At 59.7% G+C, this 18,172-nt stretch carries 15 protein-coding genes; 1 reads left to right on the plus strand and 14 read right to left on the minus strand.

The features are described 5' to 3' along the window. Positions 1–17: 17 nt before the first annotated feature. The 11 genes from JQ845_RS07770 to ccoN (JQ845_RS07820) form a co-directional block, all read right to left on the minus strand. The gene (locus tag JQ845_RS07770; RefSeq protein WP_203008831.1) at positions 18–2,468 is read right to left on the minus strand and encodes a heavy metal translocating P-type ATPase; all 2,451 of its coding nucleotides are present in this window, start codon (positions 2,466–2,468) and stop codon (positions 18–20) included. A gap of 92 nt (positions 2,469–2,560) precedes the next feature. Next, a complete protein-coding gene (locus JQ845_RS07775) occupies positions 2,561–3,103 on the minus strand; it encodes a FixH family protein (RefSeq protein WP_003447203.1) in 543 nt (180 codons plus the stop codon). A gap of 16 nt (positions 3,104–3,119) precedes the next feature. Continuing rightward, entirely contained in the window at positions 3,120–4,535 is a 1,416-nt protein-coding gene (gene ccoG, locus JQ845_RS07780; protein WP_010656158.1) for a cytochrome c oxidase accessory protein CcoG, read from the minus strand. 316 nt (positions 4,536–4,851) lie between these two features. Then, positions 4,852–5,829 carry a cytochrome-c oxidase, cbb3-type subunit III gene (gene ccoP / locus JQ845_RS07785; RefSeq protein WP_003447207.1) on the minus strand — a complete coding sequence of 326 codons (978 nt, stop codon included), beginning with the start codon at positions 5,827–5,829 and terminating at the stop codon, positions 4,852–4,854. Next, on the minus strand, positions 5,826–6,017 hold the full coding sequence (locus JQ845_RS07790; RefSeq protein WP_003447209.1) for a CcoQ/FixQ family Cbb3-type cytochrome c oxidase assembly chaperone: 192 nt from the start codon (positions 6,015–6,017) through the stop codon (positions 5,826–5,828). Before JQ845_RS07790 ends, ccoP (JQ845_RS07785) begins: the two co-directional genes overlap by 4 nt. Before the next feature lie 5 nt (positions 6,018–6,022). Further along, a complete protein-coding gene (gene ccoO, locus JQ845_RS07795) occupies positions 6,023–6,631 on the minus strand; it encodes a cytochrome-c oxidase, cbb3-type subunit II (protein WP_003447211.1) in 609 nt (202 codons plus the stop codon). Then, positions 6,631–8,073 (minus strand): cytochrome-c oxidase, cbb3-type subunit I, encoded by a 1,443-nt coding sequence (gene ccoN / locus JQ845_RS07800; RefSeq protein ID WP_003447214.1) that lies wholly within the window; start codon positions 8,071–8,073, stop codon positions 6,631–6,633. The genes ccoO (JQ845_RS07795) and ccoN (JQ845_RS07800) overlap by 1 nt, the downstream gene beginning before the upstream one ends. A 480-nt stretch (positions 8,074–8,553) precedes the next feature. Beyond that, on the minus strand, positions 8,554–9,492 hold the full coding sequence (gene ccoP / locus JQ845_RS07805) for a cytochrome-c oxidase, cbb3-type subunit III (RefSeq protein WP_203008832.1): 939 nt from the start codon (positions 9,490–9,492) through the stop codon (positions 8,554–8,556). Continuing rightward, on the minus strand, positions 9,489–9,680 hold the full coding sequence (locus JQ845_RS07810) for a cbb3-type cytochrome oxidase subunit 3 (RefSeq protein ID WP_003447218.1): 192 nt from the start codon (positions 9,678–9,680) through the stop codon (positions 9,489–9,491). The genes ccoP (JQ845_RS07805) and JQ845_RS07810 overlap by 4 nt, the downstream gene beginning before the upstream one ends. Before the next feature lie 12 nt (positions 9,681–9,692). After that, complete coding sequence (gene ccoO, locus JQ845_RS07815) at positions 9,693–10,301, minus strand: cytochrome-c oxidase, cbb3-type subunit II (protein ID WP_003447220.1); 609 nt, start codon at positions 10,299–10,301, stop codon at positions 9,693–9,695. A 10-nt stretch (positions 10,302–10,311) separates the two neighbouring features. Continuing rightward, complete coding sequence (ccoN, locus tag JQ845_RS07820) at positions 10,312–11,736, minus strand: cytochrome-c oxidase, cbb3-type subunit I (RefSeq protein ID WP_003447222.1); 1,425 nt, start codon at positions 11,734–11,736, stop codon at positions 10,312–10,314. A gap of 73 nt (positions 11,737–11,809) precedes the next feature. On the opposite strand from ccoN (JQ845_RS07820), the gene JQ845_RS07825 reads away from it, so the two are divergent. Further along, complete coding sequence (locus JQ845_RS07825; protein ID WP_203008833.1) at positions 11,810–12,514, plus strand: alpha/beta family hydrolase; 705 nt, start codon at positions 11,810–11,812, stop codon at positions 12,512–12,514. Between the two features lie 74 nt (positions 12,515–12,588). Here JQ845_RS07825 and JQ845_RS07830 read toward each other — a convergent pair whose 3' ends face one another. From JQ845_RS07830 to acnA, 3 genes are all read right to left on the minus strand, one after another. Beyond that, positions 12,589–14,154, minus strand: a complete 1,566-nt coding sequence (locus JQ845_RS07830) for a methyl-accepting chemotaxis protein (protein ID WP_010656156.1) — start codon at positions 14,152–14,154, stop codon at positions 12,589–12,591. 108 nt (positions 14,155–14,262) lie between these two features. After that, positions 14,263–15,054 (minus strand): CPBP family intramembrane glutamic endopeptidase, encoded by a 792-nt coding sequence (locus tag JQ845_RS07835; protein WP_003447228.1) that lies wholly within the window; start codon positions 15,052–15,054, stop codon positions 14,263–14,265. 182 nt (positions 15,055–15,236) lie between these two features. Further along, positions 15,237–17,978, minus strand: coding sequence for an aconitate hydratase AcnA (gene acnA / locus JQ845_RS07840; RefSeq protein ID WP_003447230.1), 2,742 nt, complete (start codon positions 17,976–17,978; stop codon positions 15,237–15,239). Positions 17,979–18,172 lie beyond the last annotated feature (194 nt).

The following is an 18,172-nucleotide window of genomic DNA, read 5'->3' on the forward strand; positions in this document are numbered from 1 at the left end:
TACTCCAGGCGACCGGTTCAGATCGGCAGCGGACGGGGTTGTGACGCAGGCCGGGCATGGTGCTGTCGGGGCATGCGGGTCAGGCGCAAGGCATTGAGTACCACGGTCAACGAGCTGATCGACATGCCGATGGCAGCCCAGATCGGCGTGATCCAGCCCAGTGCCGCAAAAGGCAGCATAAGACCATTGTACAGGCCGGCCCAGAGCAGGTTTTCGATGATTATCCGCCGTGTGCGGCGGGCCAGGCTGAAGGCTTGCACCAGGGCATCCAGGCGATTGGAGAGCAATACTGCATCGGCACTGGTTTTGGCCAGGTCAGTGGCCGAGCCCATGGCCACGCTGATATCGGCAGCGGCCAGCACCGGCACATCGTTGACCCCGTCACCGAGCATCAACACCTTGCGGCCCTCGGCGTGCAGTTGCTGCAAGACCTGCAGTTTGTCATCCGGGCGCAAGCCGCCCCGGGCCTCATCGATACCCAGCTCGGCGGCCACACTGGCCACCATCGGCGAGCTGTCCCCCGAGAGCAGCAGCGTGCGCCAGCCCCGCGCCTTGCAGGCCGCCAGTAGCGCGGGGGCGTCGTCGCGCAGATGGTCGTCGAGCACCAGCCAGGCCAGCGCGCCGGCGGTATCACCCAGCAACAGCCATTGCCCGGGCTCATCCGGCATCGGCGGCACCGGGCAGAGGCTCAGTTCGCAGACAAAGTCCGGCTGGCCGATGCGTAACTGGCGGTCACCCACCAGGCCTTCAAGGCCCCGGCCTGGTGTGCTGTGTACCTGTTCGGCGGCTTGTGCAGCGCGGCCGAACGCGCGGGCGATCGGGTGTTCCGAGCGGTTCTCGAGGGCCGCCGCCAGGGCCAGACACTGATCGCTGTCCAGTTCGCCCAGGGGGCGAATCGCGCGCAAGGTCAGCCGGCCTTCGGTCAGGGTCCCGGTCTTGTCGAAGATCACCGTGTCGATCTGGTTCAGCCCTTCGAGCACATGGCCGCGGGTCAGTAACAGGCCCAGCTTGTGCAGAGTGCCGGTGGCCGCGGTGAGCGCGGTGGGGGTCGCCAGTGACAGGGCGCAAGGGCAGGTGGCTACCAGCATCGCCAGGACGATCCAGAACGCCCGTGACGGATCGAGTTGCCACCACAGCAGACCAATTGCCACGGCAGCGAGCAACGAAAACAGCAGGAACCACTGCGCCGCTTTGTCAGCGATCTCGGCCAGGCGCGGTTTTTCGCTCTGGGCCCGGTCCAGTAGACGCACGATGGCGGACAGGCGCGTGTCCTGGCCCAGGGCCAGAACCTCGACGGTCAGCGCGCCTTCGACATTCAGGGTGCCGGCGGTGACCGCATCACCAGCCCGGCGTGCCTGTGGCAGGTATTCGCCGGTCAGCAGAGACTCGTCGATGCTGGACTGGCCTTGCAGGATCTTGCCGTCGGCCGGAAGAATCGCGCCGGGGTGCACCAGCACCTTGTCACCGACTTTGAGTTCGCTCAGCAGAATGCGCTCGCTCTGGCCGTCATCACTCAATCGCAAGCAGGACGCCGGCAGCAGGTTGACCAGTTGTGCGGTGGCGGCGGCAGTGCGTTCCCGGGCGCGGCGTTCCAGGTAGCGCCCGGCCAGCAAAAACAGGGCGAACATGCCCACCGCATCGAAATACAGCTCGCCGACTCCGGTAATGGCTGTCCAGATGCCGGCGATATAGGCGCCGCCGATGGCCAGCGAAACCGACACATCCATGGTCAGATGGCGGGTGCGCAGATCACGCATGGCGCCTTTGAAAAAAGGCGTGCAGCTGTAAAACACGATGGGTGTTGTCAGAAACAGTGCAACCCAGCGCAGGATGGTGTGCATCTCGGGGCTGAGATCAATGTTGAATTCCGGCCAGGTGGCCATGGTCGCCATCATCGCCTGGAACCACAGCAGTCCGGCGACACCCAGCTGGCGCAAAGCCAGGCGATTTTCACTGGCCAGTTGTTCCGTTGCCCTGTCTGCCTGATACGGGTGCGCGGCATAACCGATGTGCCGCAGTTCGCTGAGGATTTCACTCAGCGGCAACTGGCTGTCAGCCCAGCGCACATGCAAACGGTGGTTGGACAGATTGAGGCGGGCTTCGCTCACGGCAGGCAGGCGCCGCAGATGTTTTTCAATCAGCCAGCCACAGGCGGCGCAACTGATGCCTTCGATCAGCAGGGTGGTTTCGGCCTGTTCGCCTTCATGCCGGACAAAGGGTTTTTGCACATCGGCGCGGTCATACAGAGCCAGCTCTTCCACCAGTTGCACGGGTAATGCCTGGGGGTTGGCAGAGGCTTCGCTGCGATGCTGGTAATAGCTTTCCAGGCCGCCGGCCACGATCGCCTCGGCCACCGCCTGGCAACCAGGGCAGCAGAACTCGCGGGTCTGGCCCAGAACAACGGCAGTAAAGCGGCTGCCGGGCGGGACGGGCAGGGCACAGTGATAGCAGGGAACGGGAGAGGTCATGGCGGTCTTTCGCGAGAGGGTGTCGCCGGAACTGCGACATTGCGCTCCGGCCCGCTCCTGCAGGTGCGGGAACGGGCTGGCGCGCAATGGGGTTAATTGGTCTTGTGCACTTCAGCGCCCTGAAGCGGCTCGTCGCCCAGCAGCAGGTCTTTGTCATGGCCCACCAGCTCTTCTTCAAACAGGCGCCAGGTTTTGCCGTCTTCAACGCCCAGCAGCTCAACAAAGCGCCGGCCTTCGATTTTGTCATCCAGCTGGCCGATGTAACGGCCCGGCTCTGATTCGCTCTGGCTGAGGCTGATCTTGCGATCTTTCTCGGGTTGGGTCGGCGAGATCAGATTCAGTTCCAGTACCTTCGGCTTGCTGTTGCCATCAAGCAGCAGCACCACTTCGCCGGTCATTTCGTCCAGCCGCAGCTTGGCCTTGAGCTGCAGGGTCTGGCCCAGCAGTTCGCGGTCAAGTGCGCGGTTAATGCCTTTGCCGGCCTCGTAGTAGTTGTCGTTGACCAGGTTGTCCGGGTTGTTCACGGCAATGGTCACCATGGACAGGGTCAACGTCACCGAGCAGGCGAGAATGGCAATGATGATCCACGGCCAAAGATGCTTGTACCAAGGGCTGGAGGCGTTTGCTGCGGGCATGGCAGGTTCTCTTCTCTTATCTGATTTGTGGGCCGATGAAGCGGCTCTTGGCTTTGACGCTGATGTCGTTGTGATCGGCATCCTTGAGGATGAAGAACACTTCGTTGGTGCTGGACGGCAGCTGCTCCGGAGCAATCGAGAGCTCGACCGGCAGGCTGACGATATCGCCCGCGGCGACCCTGATTTCGCGTTTGCCTTGCAGCTTCAGGTCCGGCAGGCCTGTGGCCTCCAGCACATAGGTGTGGTCTTGCTGATCCTTGTTCATGATCTTCAGGCTGTAGACGTTTTCGATCCGTCCTTCAGCGTTTTCGCGGTAGAGCACGCGGTCTTTGCTGACGTCGAACCCCACCAGGGTACGGGTATAGAACGCAGCTGCCAGCAGACCCATCATGGTCAGCAACACCAGTGCATAGCCAAGCAGGCGCGGACGCAACTTGTGGGTTTTCTGGCCCGACAGGTTGTGCTCGGTGGTGTAGCTGATCAGGCCGCGAGGATAGTTCATTTTGTCCATGATGCTGTCGCAGGCATCGATACAGGCGGCGCAGCCGATGCATTCAATCTGCAGGCCGTCACGAATGTCGATCCCGGTCGGGCACACCTGCACGCACATGGTGCAGTCGATGCAGTCACCCAGGCCTTGGGCCTTGTAATCAGTGTCTTTTTTGCGCGGGCCGCGGACTTCGCCGCGCCGCGGGTCGTACGAAACGATCAGCGTGTCCTTGTCGAACATCACGCTCTGGAAGCGCGCATACGGGCACATGTAAATGCACACCTGCTCGCGCAGCCAGCCGGCGTTGCCGTAGGTGGCGAGGGTGAAAAAGCCGACCCAGAAGTACGCCCAGCCATCAGCCTGGCCGGTAAAGAAATCGAATACCAGTTCGCGTATCGGCGAGAAGTAACCGACAAAGGTCATGCCGGTGACAAAACCGATCAGCAGCCACAGGCTGTGCTTGCTGAATTTGCGCAGGAACTTGTTGGCGCTCATTGGCGCCTTGTCGAGCTTGATGCGCTGGTTGCGGTCACCTTCAGTGACCTTCTCGCACCACATGAAAACCCAGGTCCAGACGCTTTGCGGGCAGGTGTAGCCACACCACACGCGACCTGCATACACGGTAATAAAGAACAGGCCAAAGGCCGCGACGATCAGCAGCCCGGAGAGCAGGATGAAATCCTGTGGCCAGAAGGTGGCGCCAAAAATAAAGAATTTACGCTCGGGAAGGTTCCACCAGACGGCCTGGTGCCCACCCCAGTTGAGCCATACCGTACCGAAATACAGCAGGAACAGCACGGCGCCACCGGCGATGCGCAGGTTGCGGAAAATACCAGTAAAGGCCCGGGTGTAGATCTTTTCCCGGGAGGCATACAAATCGACGCTGTCACCAGGTTTTTTGGCAGGCGGCGTGACGTTGTGTACAGGAATCTGATTGCTCATTAGTGCGTCCCACGGCAGTGGAAAATGCCTCGGTCAGTACATGCCGACCGCGGTCAGAAGGTGTTGCAGTGGCGTAATGATACGCCTGTGACTCTAGCTCAAGGGTGCGACCTTTGGTCGCGTTCCGGAAAGCACCAACTTGGTATAGGAGATGTAACAAGTCGTGACATGGATCAATTGACTTGGGGTCGCGGTTCAAGTGCAGGGCAATTGCGCACCGGGCAATGGTGGCGTCCAGCGAAAGCACGGCGGTAATAAAACGGCCCCGCCAACGTGGGTTGGCGGGGCCGTTTTCTGCAGCAGTTACAACCCTGGTTTACTCGGCTGCCTTGGCGTCATCGCCATGGGACAGACTGTAAACGTAGGCCGCCAGCAGGTGAACCTTGTCGTTCCCTTGCAGGTCGGCCTGTGCAGGCATCTGGCCCTGACGGCCGTAACGGATGGTCTGTTGCAATTGAGCGAAGCTCGAACCGTAGATGAATGCACCCGGGTGGGTCAGGTTCGGTGCGCCCATCAACGGGTTGCCCTTGCCTTCCGGACCGTGGCAAACCGCACAGTTGGTCGCGAACAGTTCCTTGCCCTTGGCAGGGTCGGCTTTCGCGCCTTCCGGCAGCTTGCGGCCGTCCAGGCCGGTCAGGACATAGGCGGCCACGTCGCTGACGCCTTGCTCGCCGATCACTTCGGACCAGCCCGGCATGATGGCGTGGCGACCGCCCATGATGGTGGCCTTGATGTCTGCCGGTGTACCGCCCCAGCGCCAGTCGGCGTCGGTCAGGTTAGGGAAGCCATAGGCGCCTTTGGCGTCGGAACCGTGGCACACCGAGCAGTTGGAGGCAAACAGGCGGCCACCCATCTTCAGTGCTTGCGGGTCTTTGGCCACTTCCTCAATGGGCATGGCGGCGAATTTGGCGAAGATCGGACCAAATTTGGCGTCCGATTTAGCCATTTCCTTTTCCCACTCGTGAACACCGGTCCAGCCTGTCTGGCCATTGGCAAACGCGGTCTTCTCTTTGGTGTCCAGGTACTCGTAGCCCGGCAGCAGGCCTTTCCAGTTACCCAGGCCCGGGTACAGCACCAGGTAGCCGAGGGCGAAGATGATGGTGCCGATGAACAGCATGAACCACCATTTCGGCATCGGGTTGTCGTACTCTTCAATCCCGTCGTAAGAGTGCCCAACTGTCTCGTCAGTCTGCTCGCTGCGTTGGCCCTTGCGGGTGGCCAGCAACAACCAGGTCAAGGCGAAGATGGTACCCAGACTGAGGACTGTGACGTACAGACTCCAGAACGTAGTCATTCTTTGTTACTCCTAGAAGCTTGCTCTTGCTCTACGTGCTTGATGGCTTCGGGATCATCCTTGAACGGCAATAAGGTTGCGTCATCAAACTCCGACTTGCGTCGCGGACTGAAAACCCACAATGCCAAACCGATAAAAGCCACCATCACGACGACAGTGCCCAGGCCACGAATCATCCCGATATCCATCTAGATCACCGTTTGCTTTTGATGATGGTGCCCAGGCCCTGGAGATAGGCCACCAGCGCGTCCATTTCGGTTTTGCCTTTCACTGCATCCTTGGCCCCGGCGATATCTTCGTCGGTGTAAGGAACGCCGAGCACGCGCAAGACTTCCATTTTTTTCGCCGTGTCCTTGCCGTCCAGCTTGCGTTCTACGAGGAACGGATAGGCAGGCATGATCGACTCGGGGACCACGTTGCGCGGGTTGTACAGGTGTGCACGCTGCCAGTCATCGGAGTAACGACCGCCAACCCGGGCCAGGTCCGGCCCGGTACGCTTGGAGCCCCACAGGAACGGGTGATCCCAGACGCTTTCGCCGGCTACCGAGTAGTGGCCATAACGCTCTGTTTCTGCGCGGAACGGGCGGATCATCTGCGAGTGACATTGCACACAGCCGTTGGCGATGTAGATGTCGCGACCTTCCAGCTCAAGAGCGGTACGCGGCTTCATGCCTTCAACCGGGGTATTGGTCACGTCCTGGAAGAACAGCGGAACGATTTGGGTCAGACCACCGATGCTCACGGCGATGACCATGAAGAAGGCCATCAGGCCAATATTCTTCTCGATTGTTTCGTGCTTCATCAGTGGGCTCCAACTACAGCGATTTTGCTCGCTGCTTCAGCTTCTACCGGGTTCGAGGCGCGTACGGTACGGAACACGTTGTAGGCCATGAACAGCATGCCGCTGGCGAAGATAGCCCCGCCGATGGCGCGAACGATAAAGCCAGGATGGCTGGCTTGCAGTGCTTCCACGAACGAGTAGGTCAGGGTGCCATCGTCGTTGATTGCGCGCCACATCAGGCCCTGGGTAATGCCGTTGACCCACATCGAAGCGATGTAGAGCACGGTACCGATAGTCGCCAGCCAGAAGTGCGTGTTGATCAGGCTGGTGCTGTACATCTGCTTCTGGCCATAGATGCGCGGGATCATGTGGTACATGGCACCGATCGAAATCATCGCTACCCAGCCCAGTGCCCCGGCGTGTACGTGGCCGATGGTCCAGTCGGTGTAGTGCGACAGCGAGTTGACGGTCTTGATTGCCATCATCGGGCCCTCGAAGGTCGACATGCCGTAGAAGGCCAGGGACACCACGAGGAAGCGCAGGATCGGGTCGGTGCGCAATTTATGCCAGGCGCCCGACAGGGTCATCATGCCGTTGATCATGCCGCCCCAGCTTGGAGCCAGCAGGATGATCGACATTGCCATGCCCAGCGACTGGGCCCAGTCCGGCAGAGCGGTGTAGTGCAAGTGGTGCGGGCCGGCCCAGATGTAGAGGGTGATTAGGGCCCAGAAATGCACGATCGACAGACGATACGAGTAGATCGGACGCTCGGCCTGCTTCGGCACGAAGTAGTACATCATGCCCAGGAAGCCGGTAGTCAGGAAGAAACCTACAGCGTTGTGGCCGTACCACCACTGGATCATGGCGTCAGTCGCACCGGCGTAAGCCGAGTAGGACTTGAAGAAGCTCACCGGCAGGGACGCGTGGTTGACGATGTGCAGCATTGCCGTGACGACAATGAATGCACCGTAGAACCAGTTACCTACATAGATGTGCTTGGTTTTGCGCTTGGTAATGGTGCCGAAGAACACAATACCGTAGACCACCCAGACGATGGCCAGCAGGATAGCCAGGGGCCATTCCAGCTCTGCGTATTCCTTGGTAGTGGTGTAGCCCAGCGGCAACGTGATGATCGCGCCGATAATGACCGCCTGCCAGCCCCAGAAGGTGAAGGCAGCCAGGGCGTCGGAGATCAGGCGTGTCTGGCAGGTGCGCTGCACGACGTAGTACGAGGTACCAAACAATGCACAGCCACCGAAGGCAAAAATCACAAGATTGGTATGCAGGGGACGCAGACGGCCAAAGGTTGTCCACTCAAGACCAAGGTTTAATTCAGGCCACACAAGCTGTGACGCGATAAAAACCCCGAGCCCCATGCCAAGGATCCCCCAGACCACCGTCATGATGGCGAACTGGCGGACTACCTTATAGTTATAAGCAGTCGGACTGATTGCTGTGCTCATTCTAAGGTTCCACGGTTTTGGTGTTTTATTAGGAGTAAAAATCGGTCGCAAGTATGTATAAAACGTAGGGGTATTGCAACGCGGCTTGACCTCGGTCAATGCGTTCCAACGCTTATTCTGCGGCCTTTCCATGCGTGCAGTAGGGTCAAGTCGACCGCCAACAAAACACCCCGTGGAAGGCAAAAATGAAAGGGCCGGGCAGGGCAAAACCGGGAGGGGGGCAGTCATGGCAACTTGATGGCGAAGATCGCAATCAACGATAGCCGTTGTAAACCCACCAGTGTGGCCTGTAACTGCACCCTTCAACTTACCGATTAAATTCACTTGACGTGAAACCGGTGACCCCGGGATCACTGAGAATTTGAGCTTAGTCCTGAATGGCGGGAGAGCAACGGCGGACTAAAAAGAGGTGCGACACTTGGTCGCGCTTTTAGGCGGGAACTGCCGCACCAAAATGATGCGGCAGGAAATGTCTGGTAATTATTCGGCTGTTTTTTCCTCTTGATTACCATGGGACAAGCTGAACACATACGCAGCCAGCAATTGCACCTTGTCGTTACCCAGCAACTCGTTCTGTGCCGGCATGTGGCCCTGGCGGCCATGGCGAATGGTTTGCTGCAATTGCGCCAGGCTGGTGCCGTAAATAAAACCCGCTGGCGCCGTCAGATCCGGCGCGCCCATCAGTAGCATGCCTTTGCCGTTGGCACCGTGGCACGCCACGCAGGTGGTTTCGAAGGCTTGCTTGCCAGCCACCAGATCCACGGTCGTGCCCTGGGGCAAAGGCAGGCCGGCCAGATCGTGGCGCACATAGGCGGCAAGGTTCTTCACGCCCTCGTCACCCAGTACCGGGCCCCAGGCCGGCATTGCAGCGATGCGTCCGCCCATGATCGTGGTTTTAATGGTGTCGGCATCGCCGCCCCAGCGCCAGGTGTTGTCGGCCAGGTTGGGGAAGCCGAAGGCGCCCTTGGCATCAGAGCCGTGGCACACCGAGCAATTGGAGGCAAACAGACGACCGCCCATTTTCAGTGCCTGGGGATCCTGGGCCACTTGCTCAACCGGCATGGCGGCGTATTTGGCGAAAATGGGGCCAAATCTGGCGTCTGCCTTGTCCATCTCCTTTTGCCACTCGTTCACACCGGTCCAGCCATCCTCGTAACCCGGCAGCAGGCCTTTCCAGTTGCCAAGGCCCGGGTAAAGGATCAAATAGCCCACACCAAACACCAGCGTGCCGACGAACAACATGAACCACCATTGTGGCAGCGGGTTGTCGTACTCCTCGATGCCGTCAAAACTGTGGCCCATGGTCTCGACGGTTTCGCTTTTTCTTTCCCCCTTGCGGGTACTGATCAACAGCCAGGTCAGGCCGATCAGCGTGCCAATGGTCAGCACGCAGATATAAACACTCCAGAAGGTGGTCATTGCTTATTACTCCTAGACGCTTGTTCTTGCTCGACGTGTTTGATCGCCTCTGGATCGTCTTTGAATGGCAGCAGGGTCGCGTCTTCGAACTCCGACTTGCGCCGCGGGCTGAATACCCACAGCGCCAGGCCGATAAACGCCACCGCCACCACCACAGTGCCCAGGCCGCGGATCATTCCACTACTCATGTCAAACATGGCTCACCTCTTGCTCTTGATGGCAGTGCCGAGCACTTGCAGGTAGGCCACCAGCGCGTCCATTTCGGTCTTGCCCTGTACCGACTGTCTGGCATTGGCGATGTCTTCGTCGGTGTAAGGCACGCCCAGGGTGCGCATCACTTCGAGTTTCTTCTGGGTATGGCTGTCATCCACCGGTTCGGAGACCAGCCACGGGTAGGCGGGCATTTTCGACTCGGGTACGACGTTGCGCGGGTTGTACAGATGCGCGCGGTGCCAGTCATCCGAGTAGCGGGCGCCGACCCGCGCCAGATCCGGCCCGGTACGCTTGGAACCCCACAGGAACGGGTGATCCCAGACACTTTCACCGGCGACCGAGTAATGGCCATAGCGCTCGGTCTCGGCCCGGAACGGACGAATCATCTGCGAGTGACATTGCACGCAGCCTTCGCGAATGTAGATGTCACGACCTTCCAGTTGCAGCGCGGTATAAGGCTTCATGCCTTCGACCGGGGTATTGGTGACATCCTCAAAGAACAGCGGGACGATTTGCGTCAGGCCGCCGACACTCACACAGAGAATCATCAGCAACAGCATCAGGCCGATATTTTTTTCAACGATTTCGTGTTTCATGGCGAACTCCTCAGGCCATCTGCGCGGCGGCTACGACTTCAGCGGGCTCGGCGTTACGCACGGTGCGCCAAGTGTTGTATGCCATCAGCAACATGCCGCTGAAGAAAATCGCGCCGCCGATCAGGCGCACGACATAGCCCGGATGGCTGGCCACCAGGGTTTCGACGAAGGAGTAGGTCAGCGTGCCGTCTTCGTTGACTGCGCGCCACATCAGGCCCTGGGCGATGCCGTTGACCCACATCGAGGCGATGTAAAGCACTGTGCCGATAGTGGCTAGCCAGAAGTGCGCGTTAATCAGGCCCATGCTGTACATCTGCGGGCGACCGAAAATTTTCGGGATCATGTGATACAGCGCGCCGATGGAAATCATCGCCACCCAGCCCAATGCCCCGGCGTGTACGTGGCCGATGGTCCAGTCGGTGTAGTGGGAGAGGGCGTTGACGGTCTTGATCGCCATCATCGGTCCTTCGAAGGTCGACATGCCGTAGAACGCCAGGGACACCACGAGGAAACGCAGGATCGGGTCGCTGCGCAATTTATGCCAAGCGCCCGACAGGGTCATCATGCCGTTGATCATGCCGCCCCAGCTTGGCGCCAGCAGAATCAGGGACATCACCATGCCCAGTGACTGGGCCCAGTCCGGCAGTGCGGTGTAGTGCAAGTGGTGCGGGCCGGCCCAGATGTAAAGGGTGATCAGGGCCCAGAAGTGCACGATCGACAGGCGATAGGAATAGATGGGACGTTCGGCCTGTTTCGGCACGAAGTAGTACATCATCCCCAAAAAGCCGGCCGTCAGGAAAAAGCCCACAGCGTTATGGCCGTACCACCACTGCACCATGGCGTCAGTCGCACCACCGTACAGCGAGTAGGACTTGGTGAAGCTGACCGGGATTTCCAGGTTGTTGACGATGTGCAAGATGGCCACGGTCACGATAAATGCGCCGAAGAACCAGTTGCCCACGTAAATGTGTTTGGTCTTGCGCTTCATGATCGTGCCGAAGAACACGATGGCATAAGCGACCCAGACGATGGTGATCAGGATATCGATCGGCCACTCAAGCTCGGCGTATTCCTTGGAGCTGGTGTAGCCCAGCGGCAAGCTGATGGCAGCCAGCAAAATCACCAGTTGCCAACCCCAAAAGGTAAACATGGCGATCTTCGGCGCGAACAGTGTTGCCTGGCAGGTACGTTGCACTGCGTAAAAGGACGAGGCAAACAGTGCACAACCGCCGAAGGCGAAGATCACCGCGTTGGTGTGCAATGGGCGCAAGCGCCCGAAACTGGTCCAGGGCAAATTGAAGTTGAGTTCCGGCCAGACCAGCTGCGCGGCGAGAAAAACGCCGAGCCCCATACCGACGATGCCCCAAACCACCGTCATAATGGCAAATTGGCGGACCACCTTGTAGTTGTAGGCAGTACTTGTAGAAGTGTTCATGGTTCCCCATCCACGGTTCAGGCGCATACAAAGGTACGCCTGGAGTTATAGGCAGACTAAAAGCGAGGCAAGCATGGGCGTAGCAGGCAAGGCCGGTATTGACAGGGATCAATGGGCGCAATGCGTGCAGGAGCAGGGCTGGTTATGGAGTCCGGCCACCGGCGAGGTGAAAAACCCGCAACCGCAGACCCTGATCCTGGCCCATGGTGCCGGTGCGCCGATGGACAGTGCCTGGATGACCGGTATGGCTGAACGCCTTGCGGCACGAGGGGTGAACGTATTGCGCTTCGAGTTCCCGTACATGGTGCAACGCCGGCTCGATGGTGGCAAAAGGCCGCCAAACCAACAGGTCAAATTGCTCGAATGCTGGCGCGAGGTGTATGCCGGGGTGCGACAGCATGTCGCCGGGCAAATTGCGATTGGCGGCAAGTCCATGGGCGGGCGCATGGCCAGTCTGGTGGCTGATGAGCTGGGGGTTGCTGCTCTGGTCTGTCTGGGTTACCCGTTTTACGCCTCCGGCAAACCGGAAAAACCCCGGGTGGCGCACTTGGCCGGGCTACAGACAGCCACCCTGATCGTGCAGGGCGAACGTGATGCCCTGGGCAACCGGCAAGCCGTCGATGCTTACACCCTGGCGCCGGGCATTGAACTGCACTGGTTAGTGGCGGGGGATCACGACTTGAAGCCGCTCAAGGCATCGGGGTTTAGCCATGAACAGCATCTGGACGCCGCGGCCGACAAAATCGCCCAATGGCTCCAGGCCGGTGATGCCCTGTAGGAGCGAGCTGTTCAATATGCCAGCGAAGAGCTCGCGAGCAAGCTCGCTCCTACAGGTTAAAGGGGGGGCAGTGCTTAACGGTTGAACCGCTCCACCAGCGAATACTGGGTGTTTACCGTCTGGGTCAGCTCTTCGCTCAAGCGCGCCGAATGCTGGGCCTGCTCTGAGGTCTGGTCAGCGAGGTCGGCAATGGTGCTGATGTTGCGGCTGATTTCTTCCGCCACTGCACTTTGTTCCTCGGTGGCTGCCGCGATCTGGGTGGTCATGTCGGTGATATTGGCCACCGCTTCACTGATGCCCACCAGGGCCTTGTCGGCTTCCAGTACCCGGGCCACGCCTTCTTCAGCCTGGCGATGCCCGGCATTCATGGTCTGTACGGCAGTGGCCGCAGTCTGCTGCAACTTGGCGATCAGGCCATGAATCTGTCCGGTCGACAGGCTGGTGCGTTGTGCCAGTTGGCGCACTTCGTCAGCCACTACGGCAAAGCCGCGGCCCATTTCACCGGCACGTGCGGCTTCGATGGCCGCGTTCAAGGCCAGCAGGTTGGTCTGGTCGGCAATGCCTTTGATCACGTCAACCACGCCGCCGATTTCATCGCTGTCCTTGGCCAGCTGAGTGACTGTCGCGCCGGTTTCGCCGACCACGATGGACAGGCGTTCAATGGCTTCGCGGGTTTCACCGGCAATGTCGCGACCGCGGCTGGTCAGGCGATTGGCTTCTTGAGTGGCGTCAGCCGTGCGCTGTACGTGGCTGGCAACTTCCTGGGTGGTGGCTGCCATCTGATTGACCGCGGTAGCCACTTGTTCGGTCTCCACCCGCTGGCGCTCCAGCCCCTTGGAGCTTTTGTGTGCCAGCTCATCGGATTGACGGGCTTGCCCGCTCAAATGCTCGGCGGTGTCCTGCAGGCGGGTCAGGCAGGTCTTCAGTCGTGCTTCCTGACTCAGAATCGACATTTCCAGGCGCGCTTGCGGGCCGCGGCTGTCGGTGTACATCTGCGCAATCAGCGGGTCCGACGTGGTTTGTTCGGCCAGGCGCAGCAAGCGCTTGATCCCGCGCTGTTGCCAGCTCAGCCCCAGTAACCCCAGCGGAATCGACAACAGGGCCGCCAGGGCAAAGCCCCAACTGGAATTGAGCAGGGCACCAATCATGAAACTCAGTTGGCTGACCAGAATGAACGGCAGCCAGTCCTGCAGCACGGGGATCCATTTATCGCGCTGTGGCACCGCCGACTTGCCGCGATTAAGGCGCGAATACAGGGCTTCGGCACGGCGGATCTGTTCGGCGCTCGGCTTGACCCGAACCGACTCATAGCCCACCACGCGCTCATTCTCGAATACCGGGGTCACGTAGGCGTTGACCCAGTAATGGTCACCGTTGCGGCAACGATTTTTCACGATGCCCATCCACGGCGCGCCTTTTTTCAAGGTGCTCCACATGTGTTCAAAGACGGCAGAGGGAACATCCGGATGGCGCACGAGGTTGTGTGGTGCGCGGATCAGATCTTCACGCAAAAACCCGCTGATCTCGACAAAGTCGTCGTTGCAATAGGTGATTACACCTTTGGCATCGGTGGTGGAAATCAACCGTTGCTGAGCGGGGAACGTACGTTCGCGTTGGGTGATGGGCTGGTTATTCCGCATGTCATATCTATCCGCAAGACTTTGACAGGCTGTCGGCATGGCCAGGGATTTGTTTAATTTATATTTCGGCTGCCGGGTGCGGCGAAACGCCCCGGTAGCCGTTGTGTGCTAGATAGCCCGCATCGGGTAGGTAAAAAACACGAAGTGCAGCAGGTTCAGCCCGAAGTGAGTGGCGATTGCCGCACCCAGCCCGCCGAAGCGCCAGGCCAGGCCATAACCAAGGCCGGCAATCCCCGACAGCAGCACCCAATGCCAGCCAGCGGCCATGTGCGCCAGACCGAACAGCAGCGCAGCCATGACCAGGGCCAGAGTCTGGCCATGGGGCAGTTGTTTGAACCAGCGACTCAAGCCGCCCTGGATGTAGCCGCGAAACAGGGCTTCTTCCACCAGGGTCACCAGCAGTAAATTGTTCAGCACCCATATCCAGCCAGAGGCTGGCCATTTGGGGGCCCAGGTGATCATGCCCAGCAGCATGGCGCCGCCCAGAGCCGCAATCGCCACCAGGGTCAGGGCCATCAACGTGGCGGCAAACGAAACCCGCCAGCCGAAGCGTGGCGCAATCCAGGGGCACACCAGCAATAGCCAGAAGCCGATCAGCGGCTTGTCCAGATTGAGGTACAGCGAGAAGGGCACGGCGTCCGGTGTCAGCCGCTCAGGGTTGATGGCGCGGCCATTATGGAAACCGGGTAACCAGTGCAGGGCCAGCGCCAGGGCGAGCAATACAAACAGCCCGTGACCGGCATAACGCAGCCATTGCTGGCGCTGCTGACGGGCTGCAAGCCCGGCCAGGATCAAGGCAAACAACGGGATAAGGGCCTGGGCGGTCAATTGGCCGTAACTCAGGGCCAGGCAGTAGCCCAGGCTCAGAAATGCCAGATAAGGCCATGGCAGAGCAATCATGAAAATCCTTGTAATTGTTAAAAAAACGCCCCGAATGCAGATCGGGGCGCTGAGGATACATCGCGAGACAAGCTCGCTCCTGCACAAGGTTAACCTATGTCGCGGTATACGATCTCACTGACACAACCCCACCTGCAGGAGCGAGCTTTTCTACGGGACCGGCCAGAGGTAGCCAGACCGTTTCAGGAGGCAATCAACTGGCGCAATACATAGTGCAGGATCCCGCCTGCCTTGAAGTATTCCACCTCATTCAGGGTGTCGATGCGGCACAGCACTTCGATTTTTTCCTGTTGACCATCCTCGCGGGTGATGACCAGCGTCAGGTTCATCCTTGGCTGCAGTTCGGCATCCGTCAGCCCCAGGATATCCAGGGTTTCCTTGCCGGTGAGTTTCAGGTTCTTGCGATTCTGGTCCAGTTTGAATTGCAGCGGCAGCACGCCCATGCCCACCAGGTTCGAGCGGTGGATGCGTTCAAAACTCTCGGCAATCACCGCTTTGACCCCCAGCAGGTTGGTGCCTTTGGCCGCCCAGTCGCGACTGGAGCCGGTGCCGTATTCCTGGCCGGCAATCACCACCAGTGGTGTCCCCGCTGCCTGATAGCGCATCGCCGCATCATAGATCGGCAGTTTTTCGCCGCTCGGGATGAAGATCGTATTGCCACCTTCTTCGCCGCCGAGCATTTCGTTGCGAATGCGGATGTTGGCAAAGGTGCCGCGCATCATCACTTCATGGTTACCGCGCCGCGAACCATAGGAGTTGAAGTCCCGCGGTTCGACGCCTTTCTCGCGCAGATAGCGTCCGGCCGGGCTATCCGCCTTGATATTGCCGGCAGGGGAGATGTGGTCGGTGGTGACCGAGTCGCCAAGCAACGCCAGCACCCGAGCACCCTTGACGTCCTTGATCACCGGTAGCGGGCCGTCGATGTCATCGAAGAAAGGGGGATGCTGGATGTAAGTCGAATCTTTCTGCCAGACATAGGTTGCGGCCTGTGGCACCTCAATGGCCTGCCATTGTTCGTCACCGGCAAACACCTCGGCGTATTCCTTGTGGAACATGGCGGTAGTCACCTGTGCCACGGCATCGGCGATTTCTTTCTGGCTCGGCCAGATATCGCGCAGGTATACCGGTTTGCCGTCTTTACCGGTGCCCAGCGGTTGAGTGCTGATATCAATACGCACGCTGCCGGCCAGGGCGTAGGCGACCACCAGCGGTGGCGAGGCCAGCCAGTTGGTTTTCACCAGAGGGTGCACGCGTCCTTCAAAGTTGCGGTTGCCCGACAACACCGAAGCCACGGTCAGGTCAGACTGGGTGATGGCTTTTTCGATCGGCTCGGGCAACGGCCCGGAGTTGCCGATGCAGGTAGTGCAGCCGTAGCCCACCAGGGCGAAGCCCAACTGGTCGAGGTACTGGGTCAGGCCTGCGGCCTTGTAGTAGTCAGTCACCACCTTGGAGCCGGGCGCCAGGGAAGTTTTCACCCACGGCTGGCTTTTCAGGCCTTTTTCAACGGCTTTTTTGGCCACCAGCCCGGCAGCCATCATCACACTCGGGTTGGAGGTGTTGGTGCAGGAGGTAATGGCCGCGATCACCACCGCGCCGTTTTTCAGGCGATAGGTCTGACCTTCAACGCTGTAGTCCACCTCACCGATCAAGTCGGCATTGCCCACGGCCACGCCACCACCGCCTTCACTTTCAAGGCGGCCTTCTTCTTTATTGGCGGGTTTGAATTGCAGGCTCATAAACTCGTCAAAAGCCTGGCTGACATTGGGCAGCGAAACCCGGTCTTGGGGGCGCTTTGGCCCGGCCAGGCTGGCTTCGACGCTACCCATGTCGAGTGCCAGGGTTTCGCTGAAGACCGGCTCCTGGCCCGGCAAGCGCCACAGTCCCTGGGCTTTGCAGTAGGCCTCGACCAGTTTCACGGCGGCCTCGGGGCGCCCGGACAGGCGTAGATAGTCCAGGGTGATTTGATCGACCGGGAAAAACCCGCAGGTGGCGCCATATTCCGGTGCCATGTTGGCAATGGTGGCGCGGTCAGCCAGGGGCAGATCCGCCAGTCCATCGCCGAAAAACTCGACGAACTTGCCGACAACCCCCTTGCTGCGCAGCATTTGCGTCACCGTCAGCACCAGGTCGGTGGCGGTGATGCCTTCTTTGAGTTTGCCGCTGAGTTTGAAACCCACCACTTCCGGGATCAGCATCGAAACCGGCTGGCCGAGCATCGCGGCTTCGGCTTCAATCCCGCCCACGCCCCAGCCCAGTACACCCAGGCCATTGATCATGGTGGTGTGGGAGTCGGTACCGACCAGGGTGTCCGGGAACGCATAAGTGCGGCCGTCTTCGTCCTTGGTCCAGACTGTCCGTCCCAGGTACTCCAGGTTCACCTGATGGCAAATCCCGGTGCCGGGCGGTACCACGCTGAAATTGTCGAAGGCATCTTGGCCCCAGCGCAGGAACGCATAACGTTCGCCGTTGCGCTCCATCTCAATATCAACGTTTTGTTCAAAGGCACTGGGGCTGGCAAATTTGTCGACCATTACCGAGTGGTCAATCACCAGGTCTACCGGGGACAGCGGATTGATTCGCTGTGGATCGCCTCCGGCCCTGGCCATCGCCGCACGCATGGCGGCCAGGTCGACCACCGCCGGCACGCCGGTAAAGTCCTGCATCAACACCCGGGCCGGACGGTACTGGATTTCCCGGTCGCTGCGCCGCGCCTTGAGCCAGGCGGCCAGTGCCTTGAGATCCGGTTCGGTGACGGTCTTGCCGTCTTCCCAGCGCAGCAGGTTCTCCAGCAGCACTTTGAGCGACATGGGCAGCTGGCTTAAATCCCCCAGTGACTTGGCGGCAAGCGGCAGGCTGAAATAGTGATAAGTCTTATCGTCGACTTTTAGTGTGGCGAGGGTGTTCAGGCTATCAAGGGAGGACATGAAATGACTCCTTTTGATCCGCACGGTACGGATCGTGTGGAACGAACAGAGCTTCTAACGTAGCCCTGAATCATTGATCTGGCTAATAACTGGACTGTCTATAAGGGTTCAAGGTTCCGAACTCAGTTATCATGCTGGCCTTTTCGTGACAGTCCTTGCTCCAAATCAAGGATGCGCAGCCGGCCAATTCCCGC

The organism is Pseudomonas paraversuta (assembly GCF_904063065.1).
Lineage (GTDB): Bacteria > Pseudomonadota > Gammaproteobacteria > Pseudomonadales > Pseudomonadaceae > Aquipseudomonas > Aquipseudomonas paraversuta.

What these genes read in the sequence shown, in the direction of transcription:
- JQ845_RS07770 (WP_203008831.1), bottom strand. Translation starts at nt 2,468, where the DNA reads ATGACCTCTCCCGTTCCCTGCTATCACTGTGCCCTGCCCGTCCCGCCC.
- JQ845_RS07775 (WP_003447203.1), bottom strand. Translation starts at nt 3,103, where the DNA reads ATGCCCGCAGCAAACGCCTCCAGCCCTTGGTACAAGCATCTTTGGCCG.
- ccoG (WP_010656158.1), bottom strand. Translation starts at nt 4,535, where the DNA reads ATGAGCAATCAGATTCCTGTACACAACGTCACGCCGCCTGCCAAAAAA.
- ccoP (WP_003447207.1), bottom strand. Translation starts at nt 5,829, where the DNA reads ATGACTACGTTCTGGAGTCTGTACGTCACAGTCCTCAGTCTGGGTACC.
- JQ845_RS07790 (WP_003447209.1), bottom strand. Translation starts at nt 6,017, where the DNA reads ATGGATATCGGGATGATTCGTGGCCTGGGCACTGTCGTCGTGATGGTG.
- ccoO (WP_003447211.1), bottom strand. Translation starts at nt 6,631, where the DNA reads ATGAAGCACGAAACAATCGAGAAGAATATTGGCCTGATGGCCTTCTTC.
- ccoN (WP_003447214.1), bottom strand. Translation starts at nt 8,073, where the DNA reads ATGAGCACAGCAATCAGTCCGACTGCTTATAACTATAAGGTAGTCCGC.
- ccoP (WP_203008832.1), bottom strand. Translation starts at nt 9,492, where the DNA reads ATGACCACCTTCTGGAGTGTTTATATCTGCGTGCTGACCATTGGCACG.
- JQ845_RS07810 (WP_003447218.1), bottom strand. Translation starts at nt 9,680, where the DNA reads ATGAGTAGTGGAATGATCCGCGGCCTGGGCACTGTGGTGGTGGCGGTG.
- ccoO (WP_003447220.1), bottom strand. Translation starts at nt 10,301, where the DNA reads ATGAAACACGAAATCGTTGAAAAAAATATCGGCCTGATGCTGTTGCTG.
- ccoN (WP_003447222.1), bottom strand. Translation starts at nt 11,736, where the DNA reads ATGAACACTTCTACAAGTACTGCCTACAACTACAAGGTGGTCCGCCAA.
- JQ845_RS07825 (WP_203008833.1), top strand. Translation starts at nt 11,810, where the DNA reads ATGGGCGTAGCAGGCAAGGCCGGTATTGACAGGGATCAATGGGCGCAA.
- JQ845_RS07830 (WP_010656156.1), bottom strand. Translation starts at nt 14,154, where the DNA reads ATGCGGAATAACCAGCCCATCACCCAACGCGAACGTACGTTCCCCGCT.
- JQ845_RS07835 (WP_003447228.1), bottom strand. Translation starts at nt 15,054, where the DNA reads ATGATTGCTCTGCCATGGCCTTATCTGGCATTTCTGAGCCTGGGCTAC.
- acnA (WP_003447230.1), bottom strand. Translation starts at nt 17,978, where the DNA reads ATGTCCTCCCTTGATAGCCTGAACACCCTCGCCACACTAAAAGTCGAC.